The 15,016-nt window shown below is 71.6% G+C and carries 16 protein-coding genes and 1 riboswitch; of the genes, 10 read left to right on the top strand and 6 right to left on the bottom strand.

The window, feature by feature from the left end; translation table 11 throughout:
• Positions 1-135: 135 nt before the first annotated feature.
• The 5 genes from OOK38_RS04985 (at position 136) to OOK38_RS05005 (ending at position 5,214) form a co-directional block, all read left to right on the top strand.
• Entirely contained in the window at positions 136-873 is a 738-nt protein-coding gene (locus OOK38_RS04985; RefSeq protein WP_266763214.1) for an ABC transporter ATP-binding protein, read from the top strand.
• On the top strand, positions 855-2,480 hold the full coding sequence (locus tag OOK38_RS04990) for a hypothetical protein (RefSeq protein ID WP_266848154.1): 1,626 nt from the start codon (positions 855-857) through the stop codon (positions 2,478-2,480). Before OOK38_RS04985 ends, OOK38_RS04990 begins: the two co-directional genes overlap by 19 nt.
• A gap of 118 nt (positions 2,481-2,598) precedes the next feature.
• The gene (locus OOK38_RS04995; protein ID WP_266763212.1) at positions 2,599-3,006 is read left to right on the top strand and encodes a VOC family protein; all 408 of its coding nucleotides are present in this window, start codon (positions 2,599-2,601) and stop codon (positions 3,004-3,006) included.
• A 246-nt stretch (positions 3,007-3,252) separates the two neighbouring features.
• Positions 3,253-4,368: an LOG family protein gene (locus tag OOK38_RS05000; RefSeq protein ID WP_266848156.1), complete on the top strand. Its 1,116-nt coding sequence runs from the start codon at positions 3,253-3,255 to the stop codon at positions 4,366-4,368.
• A gap of 159 nt (positions 4,369-4,527) precedes the next feature.
• Positions 4,528-5,214, top strand: coding sequence for an LAETG motif-containing sortase-dependent surface protein (locus OOK38_RS05005; protein ID WP_266763210.1), 687 nt, complete (start codon positions 4,528-4,530; stop codon positions 5,212-5,214).
• A 147-nt stretch (positions 5,215-5,361) separates the two neighbouring features.
• Here OOK38_RS05005 and OOK38_RS05010 read toward each other — a convergent pair whose 3' ends face one another.
• The 5 genes from OOK38_RS05010 to OOK38_RS05030 all read right to left on the bottom strand — a co-directional run bounded on the left by OOK38_RS05010 (position 5,362) and on the right by OOK38_RS05030 (position 11,147).
• On the bottom strand, positions 5,362-6,384 hold the full coding sequence (locus tag OOK38_RS05010) for an ABC transporter ATP-binding protein (RefSeq protein ID WP_266763209.1): 1,023 nt from the start codon (positions 6,382-6,384) through the stop codon (positions 5,362-5,364).
• Complete coding sequence (locus OOK38_RS05015; protein WP_266848158.1) at positions 6,385-7,983, bottom strand: iron ABC transporter permease; 1,599 nt, start codon at positions 7,981-7,983, stop codon at positions 6,385-6,387.
• A gap of 80 nt (positions 7,984-8,063) precedes the next feature.
• Positions 8,064-9,146 carry a thiamine ABC transporter substrate binding subunit gene (locus tag OOK38_RS05020; protein WP_266765873.1) on the bottom strand — a complete coding sequence of 361 codons (1,083 nt, stop codon included), beginning with the start codon at positions 9,144-9,146 and terminating at the stop codon, positions 8,064-8,066.
• An 81-nt stretch (positions 9,147-9,227) separates the two neighbouring features.
• Positions 9,228-9,333, bottom strand: a riboswitch (TPP riboswitch).
• 40 nt (positions 9,334-9,373) lie between these two features.
• Entirely contained in the window at positions 9,374-10,480 is a 1,107-nt protein-coding gene (gene rlmN / locus OOK38_RS05025) for a 23S rRNA (adenine(2503)-C(2))-methyltransferase RlmN (protein ID WP_266763207.1), read from the bottom strand.
• 208 nt (positions 10,481-10,688) lie between these two features.
• Positions 10,689-11,147 (bottom strand): Lrp/AsnC family transcriptional regulator, encoded by a 459-nt coding sequence (locus OOK38_RS05030; protein WP_266763206.1) that lies wholly within the window; start codon positions 11,145-11,147, stop codon positions 10,689-10,691.
• Positions 11,148-11,257: 110 nt separating this feature from the next.
• Here OOK38_RS05030 and OOK38_RS05035 point away from each other — a divergent pair, with 110 nt between their 5' ends.
• From OOK38_RS05035 to OOK38_RS05045, 3 genes are all read left to right on the top strand, one after another.
• Entirely contained in the window at positions 11,258-11,875 is a 618-nt protein-coding gene (locus OOK38_RS05035) for a LysE family translocator (protein ID WP_266763205.1), read from the top strand.
• A 51-nt stretch (positions 11,876-11,926) separates the two neighbouring features.
• Positions 11,927-12,385 (top strand): PaaI family thioesterase, encoded by a 459-nt coding sequence (locus OOK38_RS05040; RefSeq protein WP_266763204.1) that lies wholly within the window; start codon positions 11,927-11,929, stop codon positions 12,383-12,385.
• 354 nt (positions 12,386-12,739) lie between these two features.
• Positions 12,740-13,171: a hypothetical protein gene (locus tag OOK38_RS05045; protein WP_266763203.1), complete on the top strand. Its 432-nt coding sequence runs from the start codon at positions 12,740-12,742 to the stop codon at positions 13,169-13,171.
• A gap of 357 nt (positions 13,172-13,528) precedes the next feature.
• Here the strand turns inward: OOK38_RS05045 and OOK38_RS05050 are convergent, their stop codons facing one another.
• Positions 13,529-14,002 (bottom strand): carboxymuconolactone decarboxylase family protein, encoded by a 474-nt coding sequence (locus OOK38_RS05050; RefSeq protein ID WP_266763202.1) that lies wholly within the window; start codon positions 14,000-14,002, stop codon positions 13,529-13,531.
• A 344-nt stretch (positions 14,003-14,346) separates the two neighbouring features.
• On the opposite strand from OOK38_RS05050, the gene OOK38_RS05055 reads away from it, so the two are divergent.
• Both OOK38_RS05055 and OOK38_RS05060 read left to right on the top strand, forming a co-directional pair.
• Positions 14,347-14,691 carry a DUF6233 domain-containing protein gene (locus OOK38_RS05055; RefSeq protein ID WP_266763201.1) on the top strand — a complete coding sequence of 115 codons (345 nt, stop codon included), beginning with the start codon at positions 14,347-14,349 and terminating at the stop codon, positions 14,689-14,691.
• Positions 14,688-14,966 carry a hypothetical protein gene (locus tag OOK38_RS05060; RefSeq protein WP_266763200.1) on the top strand — a complete coding sequence of 93 codons (279 nt, stop codon included), beginning with the start codon at positions 14,688-14,690 and terminating at the stop codon, positions 14,964-14,966. Before OOK38_RS05055 ends, OOK38_RS05060 begins: the two co-directional genes overlap by 4 nt.
• Positions 14,967-15,016: the final 50 nt, after the last annotated feature.

Raw genomic sequence — 15,016 nt, forward strand, 5'->3', positions numbered from 1 at the left:
TCCGGCCTCCCGGCCCCGACTCCCTAGCGTGCCCAGTGACCGATCGGCCCTGCCTTCGTTCCCCCGTCCGGGGGACCGAGCGACCTCGAAGAGGTCGCCGGGCACGGCACATCAGATCTGAACGAGGTGTACGCGATGGTGGCCCCGCCTGACAACGACGTGCTCTGGGCACGCGCCCTGCACGTCAAGCACAACGGCTCGCCCGCGCTCAGCGGTGTCTCGCTCGGCGTCCGTGAGGGCGAGATCCTCGCCGTCGGCGGCCCGCGCGGCAGCGGCAAGACGACCCTCCTGCAGTGCCTGTCCGGCCAGTTGCTGCCGCAGCAGGGCGAGGTCTGGTTCAACAGCTCGCCCGTCCACACCATGGGCCCGCTCACCCGCGAGCGGCTGCGCCGCGACCGGTTCGCCTGGATCGATCCGGTCCCGTCCCTGGTCCCCGAGCTGAACGCCTGGGAGAACGCCGCCCTCCCGCTGATGCTGCGCGGCTGCGCCCGCCGGGCCGCCAAGACCGCCGCCCTGGAGTGGCTGGAGCGCCTCGACATCGGCGGCTGCGCCCGCAAACGCCCGCACGCCCTGCTCCAGGCCGAGCGGCAGCGCGTCGCCATCGCCCGCGCCCTCGCCCCCTCCCCCACCGTCCTGTTCGCCGACGAGCCGACGGCCCCGCTGCACCGCGCCGACCGCGCCCATGTGCTGCGTACGCTCACCACGGCGGCCCGCTCGCACGGCATCACCGTCGTCCTCGCCACCCACGACGCGGACACGGCGGCGCTCGCCGACCGCACGGTGTCGCTGCTCGACGGACGGCGTGTGAACACCGTCCACCTGCCCCCGGTCGCCGAGGCGGAAGGCCGGGCCGCGTGCTCGCTCTCCGTCTAGCCCGCGGGGGCAACCCCCTCGTCCAGCTCCGCCGGCTCCTGGTCGCCGCCGCCTCCGCGGGCACCGGGTTCCTGCTGCTGTGCACGCTGGGATACGCGATGAGCCACCCGGACGCCTCGGCCGCCGGCGCGTTGCGCCTGGCCTGGTGCGTCGCCCCCCTCGCCGCCACGGTCTATTTCGCCGTCGCGGTGGCCCGCACCGACCCCGGCACGCGCCCCCGGGCCGGCCTCTCCGCCATCGGCCTCGGCCCGGGCCGGCTGATGGCGATCTCCGCCGCCACCACGGCCCTGTCCACGCTCAGCGGTTCGCTGCTCGCCCTGCTCCTCTTCCTCCACCTGCGCGGCGACCTGACCGGCATCCCGTTCGACGGCGCGGCGGCGGAGTTCCTGGCCGCCGGCCACTCCCTGCCCCTGCCGGCGGCCCTGACGCTGCTCGTCCTGGTGCCGATCGCGGCCTCCGGCGCGGCCGCCCTGGTCCTGCGCCCCCGGCGCGGCGGACCGCAGCGCACGCCCTGGTCGTACGGCCGCACCTGGATGTCGGCACGGCAGAACGCGGTCGCGACCGCTCCGGCGCGCGGGACCGCGCGGGGTGGACAGCCCGCGGGCGGCCGGCGCGGCGCGCCCGCCGCCTACGCCGGAACCGGCACGGTCCAGGGATTCGAGGACGCGGTGGCGGACGCCGGGGTGGACGCCGGGGACGCGGCCCCGCCGCAGCCCGACCCCCGTACCCCGGACGCCGCCGCGGACGCCGACGGCCCCGACTTCCACTGGACGGCCGAGGCGTACGCCGGCGAGGACACGCTCCGGGAGGCCGGCGGGAACACCGCTCAGGGAAACACCGCTCGGAGCGCTCAGCGGGTGGGTGCGCAGGACCGTTCGGCCGCCGTCACCCACGGGCACGCCGGGACACCCGCCTCGTACGAGGGTGCCGACCGGGCGCAGGCACACCGGGACCGGCGGCCGGTCGCCGAGGCCGACCCCCATCGGCTGCCGCCGCCGGAGACCTCCCCGAACGGGCTCCCCTGGGGCGCGGCCACGCTGGCGGCCGGGCTGGCCGTGGAGACGTACGCGAGCCGGTCGGGACCCGCGCCCGCGCTCGCGCTGCCCGGCGGTTTCGTCGGCGGTCCGGCCGGGGTGCTGCTCGGCTGGGTGCTGACGGCGCTCGGCCTGGCCCTCGCGGGGCCCGCGATCACCTATCTGTGCGGGCGGCTGCTCCAGGCCGTACGCCCCGGCGCGCTGCGCCTGCTGGCCGGACGGGTGCTCCAGGCGGAGGCGCGGCGCATCGGGCAGCCGCTGGGTGTGGTGTGCGCGGTGGCGTCGGGCGGGTTCGCCATGACGACGCTGTACACCGGTTCCCGGCCCGCCTTCGGTCCGCTGACCACCCTCGGGACCCTGCTGGTCGCCGGGTGCACGCTGCTGACGCTGGCGACCGCCGCCGTCGAGGCGAAGCAGGAGCGGGCGGACACCACGGCGGCCCTGCTGCGGCTGGGTGCGCCCACCGCGACGCTGCGCGGTGCCGCGGCCCTGCGCGTCGGCGCGCTGTTCGCCGTGTTCGCCCCGCTGACCTGGGCGGTCGCCGAGCTTGCCGCGCTTCCTCTGACCCGCTGATCCTTCCACGGACCGGTCCACGCGATCGCGGAGGAAAAAGTCCGTGCCGGGCGATGAGTTCCGGGCGGACCCCCGGTCTATCCCTGCGAACGGCACAACACTGACGGGAGACCCTCACATGTACCAGCAGATGATCTTCGTGAACCTGCCGGTGTCCGACGTGGACACCTCGAAGAAGTTCTTCACGGAGCTCGGCTACACGATCAACCCGCAGTTCTCCACCGACGACTGCGCCTGTGTGGTGATCAGCGACACGATCATCGCGATGATGCTCAGCAAGCAGCGCTACGCGGACTTCACCAAGAAGCAGATCGCGGACGCGACCAAGACCAGCGAGGTGCTGCTGTGTCTGAGCGCCGAGAGCCGCGAGAAGGTCGACGAGCTGGTCGACGGCGCGATCGCCGCGGGCGGCTCGGCGACCGGCGACACGCAGGACCAGGGCTTCATGTACGGCCGCGCCTTCGACGACCCGGACGGCCACACCTGGGAGGTCATGTGGATGGACCCGGCGGCGGTCCAGGGCTGAGTCCGGCCGTCCCGGTTCACGTCCCGGGGCCGGTGCGCGGTACGGGGGTCCGCGCACCGGCCTCGTGACGTCGGCCCCCGGGAGCCCGGCCCGGGCCCTCGCCCGGTCCCGGCTTCCCGTGCGTCGCCCGGCACGATGTCACCCGCGTGGCGGGTGCGCCCGGCTGATGCGACATCACCGCGCGGTGCCGTGCCGGGTACCGCGAACCCCGGGTGTCCTGCGAAGGGCAGCCCCTAGCATGGCCGCGTGCAGCCGACACCTCTCCACGCATCCCATGACCGTGAGATCGAATCCCTCACCGAGTTCGACGAGGTCGTCTCGACGGGCGGCACGCTCGCCCGGTTCCGTGTCCAGGCGGTCGACCTGACGGGCCGTACGAAGGAACTGCTCTCCGTGGACACCACGGGTGCCGTGTTCCTGGGCTGCCCGATGGAGGCCGAGGCCGCCGCCGGCATCCGGTCCTCGGGCGCCCTCGTCTTCCCGCCCGTCCCGGGGCTGCCCCTCGATCCCTACCGGGGCCATCTCTACTCCCCCGACGAGCTCTTCGCCTCGCTCGACGCGGGGTACGAGGCGACGCCCGACGCCCGTGCGTACGCCTGGTTCCAGCGGACCAAGGCCGACGGCGACATCTTCGCGTCGATGGTGCGCGCCGTGCACGACGACTCCGTGTCGGACGCGCTCGACGAACTCCTCGTCGGCGCACGGGTGGTCGGCGTGATGGGCGGCCACGCGATGGCACGCGGCACGGAGGCGTACGCGGGGGCCGCGCGGCTCGGCCGGGAGCTCGCGCGCTCCGGTCTCACGGTCGCCACCGGCGGCGGTCCGGGTGCCATGGAGGCGGCGAACCTCGGCGCGTACGCGGCTCCCTTCGACGACGGCATGCTCGACGAGGCGCTGCGCATCCTGGCGGCCGTCCCCTCGTTCACCCCCTCCGTCACCGACTGGGCGCGCGCGGCGTTCGAGGTGCGGGAACGCTGGCCGTCGGGTGGCCCCTCGGTCGGCATCCCCACCTGGTTCTACGGGCACGAGCCGCCGAACGCCTTCGCCGCGCACCTAGCGAAGTACTTCGCCAACGCGACCCGTGAGGACGGGCTGCTGGCCCGCTCGAACGCGGGTGTCGTCTTCCTGCCGGGCGCCGCCGGGACCGTACAGGAGATCTTCGACAACGCGACCCCGAACTACTACGGGTCGAGGGGCGAGCCGACCCCCATGGTCCTGGTGGACCGTGCGCACTGGACCGAGAGGTATCCGGCCTGGCCGCTGCTCAGGGCGTTGGCGCGGGAGCGTGCGATGGAGTCGCGGATCGCGCTCGTCGACCGCGTTGATGACGCTCCGGAGGCACTCAAACACCTCGGTGGTTAATGACTCGGCAAAGCCAACGGCGAGGCTGGGCATATGCATTGACAGCACTTAGGTGGCGCTTATAAACCTGTGAAACTCCTGGGGGTGCTGTTGCCACGGAATGATTCGCAGCAAATCCCCCGACACCCCCCGCAGTTGCGCAACCTGTGAAGGGCAATCGTGTCCATATCTCGACGCACCGCACGTACCGTGCGAATCCTCGGCGTTGCTTCCGCCTCTGCCGCGCTCGCGCTCGGCGTCGCCGGCAACGCGCTCGCTTGCAACATCCGTGACTTCTCGGCCGCCGCTTCCTGCGACGGCGACGGGAAGGGCATCATCACCGTGACCGACACGGACGCCTCCGCCAAGGAAGCCACCATCACGGTCTTCCTCGAGCGCAACGGCGCCGACGACCACCAGGTCGGGACCGCCCAGAAGGTCACCGGCAGCAAGGCCGGTGCCACGATCTCCTTCGCGGAGGACTGGGCGCCCAAGGCCGAGTACCGGATCCACGTCAGCGTCCCGAACCTCGTGGACAAGGACATCTCTCCGAACCTGGTGACGAAGGACGAGGCCTGCGCGCCGAAGTCGGAGTCGCCGTCCCCGTCGGCGAGCCCGGAGCCGTCGGAGTCCGCCTCGGACACCCCCTCGGACTCGGCGACCCCGTCCGACTCGGAGAGCAGCGCCGCCCCGGCGACGCCGGGCGACAACCAGCCGTCCGCGGCGGCCGGTGAGTCCAACCTCGCCGAGACCGGTGCGAGCTCCAACACCCCGATGATCGCCGGTATCGCCGGTGCGCTCGTCGTCGTCGGTGGCGGAGCGGTCTTCTTCGGCATGCGCCGCCGTGGCGCCTCGAAGGCCAGCTGACCCGCATCCTGTACGACCGTGTGGCCCGCCTCCTCAACGGGGGCGGGCCACACGGCTGTCCGGGCACAGCGGCCGGACAGCGCCTCCGGCCGGACGGCCGATCGCCCTGCCCGGCGCCCTTCCCCCCGGCACGACGGTCTCGGCGTACTACTCCCCGAGCACGACGATCTCGGCGGCGTCGAACTCCACCCCGACCACGTCCCCGGGCTCCGGCGCGTCCCGCAGCGCGCACGCCGCCTCCAGCCGTGGCGCGTCCCGCGGCTGGAGCTGTACGGCGACGTGGGTGCCCCGGAAGGTGCGTGCGGCGACCGTGCAGCGCAGCCCGTCCGCCGGGGCCACGAGCCGTACACCGGCGGGCCGTACGAGGAGCGTGCCCGGCCCCTGGGGGGCACCCTCGGGCACCGGGACCTTGCCCCACGGAGTGTCGGCGGCCGCCGCGCTCACCGTCGCCTCGACCACGTTGTCGAAGCCGAGGAAGCGGGCCACGAACTCGTCCGCGGGACGCTGCCAGACCTCAAGTGGCGTACCGGACTGGGCGATCCGCCCGTCGCACATCACCACGACCCGGTCGGCGAGTGCGAAGGCCTCGCCCTGGTCGTGGGTGACGGCGAGCACCGTGGTCCCCAACTCGCCGAAGAGATCACGGAGTTCGACGACCAGCCGTTCGCGCAGCGAGCGGTCCAGCTGGCCGAGCGGTTCGTCGAGCATCAGCAGGCGGGGGCGGGGCGCCAGGGCGCGGGCCAGCGCGACGCGCTGCTGCTCGCCCCCGGAGAGGGAGGCGACGGCGCGGTCGCGGGCTCCGGGCAGTCCGACCAGGTCCAGCAACTCCCCCACCCGGGCGGCCTGTCCGCTCCTCGACGTGCCGTGCATCCGCAGTCCGAAGGCCACGTTGCCGCCCACGTCCCGCTGCGGGAAGAGCTGATGGTCCTGGAACATCAGGCCGACGCCCCGCTTGTGCGCGGGGACGCCCGCCTGGTCCTGTCCGTCCAGCAGCACACGGCCCGCGTCCAGGGCCTGCAGTCCGGCCACCGTCCGCAGCAGCGTGGACTTGCCGCTGCCGCTCGGCCCGAGCACGCACACGATCTCGTGCTCGGCGACATCGAGGTCGACGGCGTCGAGCACGGCCCGGCCGCCGAAGCGTACGGTCGCGCCCTGCAGGCTCAGCAGCATCTAGAACTCCCCGGTCCGGTCGGTCCGCATCCGCTCCAACAGCAGCAGCGCCACCGCGCACACGACCATCAGAATCGTCGAAAGGGCCATCGCCTGGCCGTAGTTGAGATCGCCCGCCCGCCCGAGCAGCCGGGCCACGGCGACCGGCAGCGTCGGGTTGTCGGGCCGCGCGATGAAGACCGTCGCCCCGAACTCCCCGAGGGAGACGGCGAAGGCGAATCCGGCCGCGATCAGCAGCGCCCGCCGCACCATCGGCAGATCGACCTCGCGCCACACCCGCCACGGCGACGCCCCGAGCACGGCCGCGGCCTCCCGCAGCCGCCCGTCCACCGCGCGCAGCACCGGCAGCATCGTCCGCACGACGAAGGGGACACCCACGAGCGCCTGCGCCAGCGGAACCAGGATCCAGCTGCCGCGCAGATCCAGGGGCGGCTCGTCCAGCGCGATCAGGAACCCGAAACCCACGGTCACCGCGGAGACGCCGAGCGGCAGCATGAGCAGCGCGTCGAAGCCCCGCATGAGGCGGCCGGCGCGCCGGGTGAGGGCCGCCGCCGCCAGACCGCCGATCACCACGGCGATGGCGGTGGCGGCGAGCGCGTACTCCAGCGAGTTGCCGATCGCCTCGATCGGGGCGACGAGGAAGACGCCTCCGTCGTCGTCGCCCAGCGCCCGGTAGTAGCCGAGTCCCGGGGCGTCGAGGGAGCGCTGGACGAGAACCGCGAGCGGCAGCACGAGGAGGACGCCGATGCTTGCCAGCACCCCCGCGAGCAGCGCCCACTGCCCGGCCCCGCGCGGCCGGCGCGCGGTCGTCTCCGGGGCCACCAGGCGCAGGGCGGTCTCCCGTCGGCGTACGGTCGCGGCGTGTACGGCGAGGATCGCGCCCACCGCCACGAACTGGACGATCGTCAGCACCGCCGCCGTCGCGAGGTCGAAGATCTCGGACGTCTGCCGGTAGATCTCGACCTCGAGGGTCGAGAAGGTGGGGCCGCCGAGGATCTGCACCACGCCGAACGAGGTGAAGGTGAAGAGGAAGACCATGAGGGCCGCCGCGGCCACGGCCGGCCCGAGCGCCGGCAGCGTCACCTTGCGCCACGCCGCGAAGCGCGAGGCGCCGAGCACGCGCGCGGCCTCCTCCTGGCGCGGGTCGAGCTGCGACCAGAGTCCGCCGACGGTCCGTACGACGACCGCGTAGTTGAAGAAGACGTGCGCCAGCAGGATCGCCCACACCGTGGTGTCGAGGCGCACACCCCACAGCTCGTCGAGCAGCCCGCCGCGGCCGACCAGCGCGAGGAACGCCGTGCCGACGACCACGGTGGGCAACACGAAGGGCACGGTCACCACGGCCCGGAGGACCTGCTTGCCCCGGAAATCGAAGCGTGCGAAGACATACGCGCCGGGGAGCGCGACCAGCAGCGTGAGCACCGTCGAGGCGAGCGCCTGCCAGGTGGTGAACCACAGCACGTGCCGGATGTCGGACTGGGCCGGCACCTCCCAGATCCGGTCCAGCTGCCAGCCGCCGTCCGTGTGGAGTCCGCGCGAGACGATCGCGACGACGGGGTAGGCGAAGAAGACGGCGAGGAACGCGACGGGCAGGGCCATCAGGCCGAGCCGCGCCGCGTTCCGCCCACGGGCCTTTCGCGGAGCTCCGCCGGTCCCGTCGGCTCGGCCCGCTCCCTCGGCTACTTCAGTACGAGCGAGGTCCACGACTTGACCCACTGGTCGCGTTCGGCGGCGATCTTCTCGGGGGCCAGGGTCTCGGGGTCCTTGGCCGGCGGACCGTACCGCGTGAACTCCGGCGGCACCTGCGCCGCCTCGCGCACCGGGTAGACGAACATGTTGAGCGGCATGTCGTCCTGGAACTCCTTGGTGAGCATGAAGTCGAGGAGCGCCTTGCCGCCCTTGGCGTTCTTGGCGTTGCTGAGCAGACCCGCGTACTCGACCTGCCGGAAGCAGGTACCGGTCGCGACACCGGTCGGGGCGGTGGTGGGCTTCGGGTCGGCGTAGATGACCTCGGCGGGCGGCGAGGAGGCGTACGAGACGACGAGCGGCCGGTCGCCCTTGGCCTTCTTGCCGCCGGCGGACCCCGAGAACTCCTCGTTGTAGGCCTGCTCCCAGCCGTCCACGACCTTCACGCCGTTGGCCTTGAGCTTCTTCCAGTAGCCCTCCCAGCCCTTGTCGCCGTAGTGCGCGGCGGACCCGAGCAGGAAGCCGAGGCCGGGCGAGGACGTGGAGGCGTTCTCGGTGACGAGGAGGTCCTTGTACGCGGGCTTGACCAGGTCGTCGAAGGACTGCGGAGGCTTCAGCTTGTGCTCGCTGAAGTAGGCCTTGTCGTAGTTGACGCAGATGTCGCCCGAGTCGATGGGCGTGACCCGGTGCTTGTCCTGGTCGGTCCGGTACTCGGGCAGGACCAGATCCGCGCCCTTGGCCACGTACGGCTGGAACAGCCCGTTGTCGAGCGCGCGGGAGAGCAGGGTGTTGTCGACGCCGAAGAAGACGTCGCCCTGCGGGTTGTCCTTGGTCAGGATGGCCTTGTTGACGGCCTGCCCGGCGTCGCCGTCCTTGAGGACCCTGACCTTGTACCCGGACTGCTTCTCGAAGTCCTTGAGCACGCTCTTCGACACGACGAACGAGTCGTGGCTGACGAGCGTGATCGTCTTCGGATCGCCCGAGCCGGCGGCGTCGGACGAGTCGCACGCGGACAGTGCCGGCAGCGTGACGAGGCCGAGCCCGACGGCCAGGGCCGCGAACCGCCTGTTGGTGATGCTCACTGATTCCTCCTGGGTGACCAGGAAGAGACGCGGCCCTGCCCGGGACCTCTGACGGTCCCGGGCAGGGCGCAACAGCTTGAGTAACGACCGAACTTCCTACCCAGAATGACCTGGGCAAGGTTCAGAGGGTCTGCGGGCTGTCCCGCACTCTCAGCGCTGTGGCGCTCCCCTGTCGGAATATGAAGATGTCGGAATACGAAGAGATACTGACTCGGCTCAGACTACCGCTCGGTCGCGGCGAGCTGACCACACGCTCCGTCGATCTCCTGGCCACGGGTGTCCCGGACGGTCACCGTCACACCATGGGCGGCGATCGCCTCGACGAACGCCTTCTCGTCCTCGGGCCGCGAGGCGGTCCACTTCGAACCCGGGGTCGGGTTCAGCGGGATGAGGTTGACATGCACGGGCCTGCCCTTGAGCATCCGCCCGAGCCGGTCACCACGCCATGCCTGATCGTTGATGTCCCGGATCAGCGCGTACTCGATGGACAGGCGCCGCCCGGACCTGTCCGCGTACTCCCATCCGGCGTCCAGCACCTCACGCACCTTCCACCGTGTGTTCACGGGGACGAGGGTGTCGCGCAGCTCGTCGTCCGGGGCGTGCAGCGAGATCGCGAGCCGGCACTTGAAGCCCTCGTCGGAGAACCGGTTGATGGCGGGGACCAGCCCGACCGTCGACACGGTGATACCGCGCTGCGAGAGCCCGACCCCGTCCGGCTCGGGGTCGGTGAGGGCCCGGATCGCTCCGACCACGCGCTTGTAGTTGGCGAGCGGCTCACCCATGCCCATGAAGACGATGTTGCTCAGCCGCGCGGGACCCCCGGGGATCTCGCCGTCGCGCAGCGCCCGCATACCGTCGACGATCTGGTGCACGATCTCGCCGGTCGACAGGTTCCGGTCGAGGCCGGCCTGCCCGGTGGCGCAGAACGGGCAGTTCATTCCGCAGCCCGCCTGCGAGCTGATGCACATGGTCACCCGGTCCGGGTAGCGCATCAGCACGGACTCGACGAGCGTGCCGTCGAAGAGCCGCCACAGGGTCTTGCGCGTGGTGTCCTGGTCGGTCGACAGATGCCGTACGACCGTCATCAGCTCGGGAAGCAGCGCCTCCTGGAGCTTGCCGCGCGAGGCGGCCGGGATGTCCGTCCACTCGGCGGGGTCGTGCGCGTACCGGGCGAAGTAGTGCTGCGAGAGCTGCTTGGCGCGAAACGGCTTCTCCCCGATCGCGGCAACCGCCTCTTTGCGCTCGGCAGGCGTGAGATCGGCAAGGTGCCGCGGCGGCTTCTTGGCTCCGCGCGGCGCTACAAAGGTGAGTTCTCCGGGTGCAGGCATAACCCTTCCAGTGTCGCAGATCGACTCGGGTGGCCCAGGCCGGAGCGGGGTACGGGCCGGTCACCCGCGGGCGCCCGCTGTCATCGGCGGTCCCCTCGGACGGCCCCGGGGCGGCCCAGAGGACGAGGGCCTCGCTCTCCTTGCCCGCCGCGCCATCGTGCCGCCGTGACGGGCGCAGCGGAGCGCCCCTTCTCCGGGCGGCGGCTCATCACCGCAGCTCAGGCAGAGGGCGGTCGTCGATGACGTTCTTCATGACAAGGGTGGAGGTCAGTCGCTGGACGCCGGGCAGCCTGGCCAGCTGCTGGTCGTAGAGCTGCTGGTAGGCGGCCAGGTCGGTGGTCGCGATGCGCAGGAGATAGTCGGGTTCGCCGAAGAGTCGCTGGGCCTGGATGACGTGCGGGATGGCGGTCACGGCTTCCTCGAAGGCGGTGACGGTGTCGGGGTCCTCCCAGCGCAGGGTGGCGAAGACGAGGGTCTCGAAGTCCAGGCCGACGGCGGCCGGATCGACGACGGCGCGGTAGCCGCGGATGGCTCCCCCGCGTTCGAGGTCGCGCAGCCGGCGGTGGCAGGGCGAGACGCTCAGCCGCACGCGGGCGGCGAGCTCGGTGACGGTCAGGCGTCCGTCCTGCTGGAGCTCGGTAAGAATCTTCCGGTCAAGGGCGTCCATGGAGAAGATTCTCCCCCTCAAGTCGAGATCATGAGGTAAAGACAGAAACACCTTCTGCGCAATTGCACCTAATCTTCCCTCTCGGAGCAAGGATGGAGAGGGATCGATCAATGGACACGACGACGGTGGCGGCGTTTCTGGCAGTGGATCTGCTGCTGGTGTTCACCCCGGGTGCGGACTGGGCCTACGCGATCTCGGCAGGGCTGCGGGAGCGATCGGTCGTCCCGGCGGTCGCGGGGCTGATAGCCGGATACGCGGGATACACCCTGCTCGCCGTGGCGGGCCTAGTGGTGATCGTGGCGAGCTCGCCGACCGTACTCACGGCGCTGACCGTCACCGGAGCCGCCTACCTGATGTGGCTGGGCTCGGGCGTACTGCGACGGCCCAGCGCGTTGACTGCGTCCACACGGACCATGGACCCCTCGCGCCGGCAGATCGCACTCAGGGGCGCCGGGATCAGCGGCCTGAACCCGAAGGCGCTCCTGCTGTACTTCTCGCTGTTCCCGCAGTTCATCGACTCCGCCGCGAGCTGGCCCGTTGCCGCGCAGACCGGACTGCTCGGCACGCTCCACATGACCGCCTGCGCCCTGGTCTACCTCGCCGTCGGCGTCCTCGCCCGCACCGTACTGAAGACGCGGCCGTCGGCCGCCCGGGCGGTGACCCGCGTCTCCGGTGCCATGATGATCGCCATCGGCGGGTTCCTGCTGGTGGAGCGTCTGGTCGGCTGACGGACCCGCCCCACCCCTGACGACGCCGCGATGTCCGTCGAAGGAGAGCACATGGAACGCCGGACGGAGCAGGACCAGGCGAGCCCCGAGGTGCGGAAGCGCGTCCAGGACAGCTTCGACCGCCAGGGGCTGATGACCCACCTCGGCGCACGGCTGAGCCACATCGCTCCGGGTCGCGTCCAGATCACGCTTCCCGCGCGCCCCGAACTGACCCAGCAGCACGGCTACTTCCACGCCGGGGCGACCAGCGCCATCGCGGACAGCGCCGGCGGCTACGCGGCCTACACGTTGTTCCCCGAGAACGCCGAGGTCCTCACCGTCGAGTACAAGATCAACCTTCTCGCACCCGCCACCGGTGACCACATCGAGGCAGTCGGGACCGTACTGAAATCCGGCCGGACCCTGACCGTGTGCCAGTTGGAGGTCTTCGGCATCCAGAGCGACGGCACACTCAAGCTCGTCGCCAACGGACAGCAGACGCTCATCCGCGTGAACCGGCCGGAGGTATGAGGTCTCAGCCGGCGGCGCCGGGGCTGCCGTCCTGGGCGGCCCAGCGGCATCGACCACTTTTCCCGCCCCTGCGGGCGACGGCATTCCGGCCTCACATGGACGGCCGTGGACGGCCGTGGACGGCCGGCCCCAGCCCGGAAGATCACGTACGCGGGTGGGACCCGAGCCGCAGGAAGCGGACCTGTACGTACCGGAAGCCTCCCCCGGTGTTCGCCGAGGTCTCCGACGCCGATGCGGCGCGTGGCGTGTTGATAGCCTCAGCGCGCCCTGACCAGCGCAGTCGCCCTGGGGCGGGTCGTACGGCTGGTTCTTCGAAGGGGTGACGTGGTCAAGCGGATACACAAGGCCGCCGGGGTGGTCCTGGCGGCAGGCGTCGCCTTGTCCGGATGCGGCGGTACGGAGTCCGAGGGAGCGAAGTCCTCCTCGAGGCCTACGCCGACGGCGACGGCGGGCTCCGACAGCGCGGCCGACCGGCCCGGCAGGGAGGACACCGGCGACAACGCCGATGTCCCACTCCCCGGCATCTGGATCTCTCTCACCTACGGGTTCGCCGAAGACAGAGTCAGGCTCAGCATCGACGATGGCTGGCGGGCCGAAGTGACCGGCAAGCACCACTGCCGGGGCAAGGTGTCCAAAGAGGACGGACTGTATGTCGTCAGACTCAAGTGCGCTGACGGCAACACCGACCGGACGGTGGGGCGGGTGTACGGGCTGACGGCGGACGCCATGACCGTCGACTGGGAAGGGTTCGGGGCGGACAGCTTCCACGAAGCCGGCAGAGCCTGAACGGGGAGGCGGAGCCGACGGGCGCCGCCCGCGACCTGGCGCGGACCGTCGCGGTGCGTCCCGCGCGCGGCCGTACGTCCTGGTTCTCCGGGACCGCGAGCGCGACGACCGCGACTGCGCACGGCGCCCCGCGCTGGACCGTCGCCACGCGAGGGGCAGTCCGCCGGACGACCTCCGGACGGCGGGCAGCCCGGCGCGCCGTACAGCCGCCGACGCGGGATCAAGCAGCGTCGGCCGCCGCCCCGAGCCCCCGCGAGAGGGACGCCCGGAGCGCGTGCGGCCGCGGCCACCGTCGACGGCCCGGACGGGTCCCCCCGGCGGTCCCGAGCAGCCCCGGACGGCCCGAGCGGTCGCGGGTTACGCGAACTGGCCGGGCTGGTAGCCGCCGGCGGGCTGCTGGACGATGACGTTCCCGCGGTTGAACGCGTTGATGATGGCGATGCAGCACACCAGCGCGGCGAGCTGCTCCTCGTCGTAGTACTTGGCGGCGTTCGCCCAGCACTCGTCCGTGACCCCGCCGGCCGCGTCGGCGATACGGGTGCCCTGCTCCGTCAGCTCCAGGGCGGCGCGCTCGGCGTCGGTGAACACCGTGGCCTCCCGCCAGGCCGCGACCAGGTTGAGACGCACCGAGGTCTCACCCGCGGCGGTGGCGTCCTTGGTGTGCATGTCGGTGCAGAACCCGCAGCCATTGATCTGGCTGGCGCGCAGCTTCACCAGTTCCTGCGTCGCGGCCGGCAGACCCGAGTCGTCGAGCGCCTTGCCCGCAGCGACGATGTGCCTGGTGAACTTGGCCGCGACCGGGCTGGCGAAGAGGTTCAACCGAGCTTCCATGATGCTCTCCTGTGTCGTCGTTCGTGGTTACACCTCTTCGACGGAACGACTCCCCACGATGTGACACGACTGAATGTGACCTGCGTCTCCCTCCCTCGCCGCGGCGAGGGAGCTCCACTCCACGCGTTCCAGGTCCGCCGCCGTCGACGTCAGGCTCACGCTGGGGCCACTGCCACGGCTACGACCTCGCCCCGGTTCCGGCCCTCACTCCGACCTGCACCGAACTGGACCCCGGCTCCGACCCCGGCTCCGACCTCGACAACGCCCCCACTGGCACCCCGGCAGGGACAGCGACACGGGCAGGGTGCTGCCGCGAGGTCACGCCAAGCCCTAGAATCGAATACGTGTACGAATCAGTGTCCCGCCTGGAGCACCTGCGCAGCGTCCGCGCATGGCTGCTCTGGCAACTGCGCCGCACCGACGACACCATCGCCGAACTGGAGCGGCAGGAAGTCATGGCCACCCGCGCCGCCCGCACCTTGCCCCCACCGCCGCGCGGATGGAAGCTCGCGATGCGGCGTGCGGGCGACGGCAAGGCCACCCCCGACGCCGTCCACACGGGCGACTGCGGCATGGCGGGAAAGAACACGAAACCACTGGCACGCGAGCAGGCCCTCAGGGCGCTCACCGAAGACGGCGTCACGGCATGCCCGTACTGCCGCCCCGACACGGATCTGGGTGTCCTGTGAACCACGAAAACGCACAGCCCGAGGACGGGTGCGGCGCACCCATCGTCGTCCAGCGCGCGACGGGAACCGGCGGCCGCCGGGTGACGATCCGCGCCCGGAACGCCGGCATCGCCCACAGCGACGCCGATCTGGTCGAGTTCCTGCGCCGCGCGGGACTCCCGGACGCGGGGGACCTCCTGGACGATCCGCGCTGGGTGGAATGGCAGGACGGCCGGCCGCACGAATACGACACCACCCCTCCCGGTCACATGGATCACGGTGCGGTGATCAGATGACCCGAAGGGGTGGTGTCGTAGCTGCGCACGGAGCAGCTGTGCGCGGAATA

The organism is Streptomyces sp. NBC_00568 (assembly GCF_026341855.1).
Classification (GTDB): domain Bacteria; phylum Actinomycetota; class Actinomycetes; order Streptomycetales; family Streptomycetaceae; genus Streptomyces.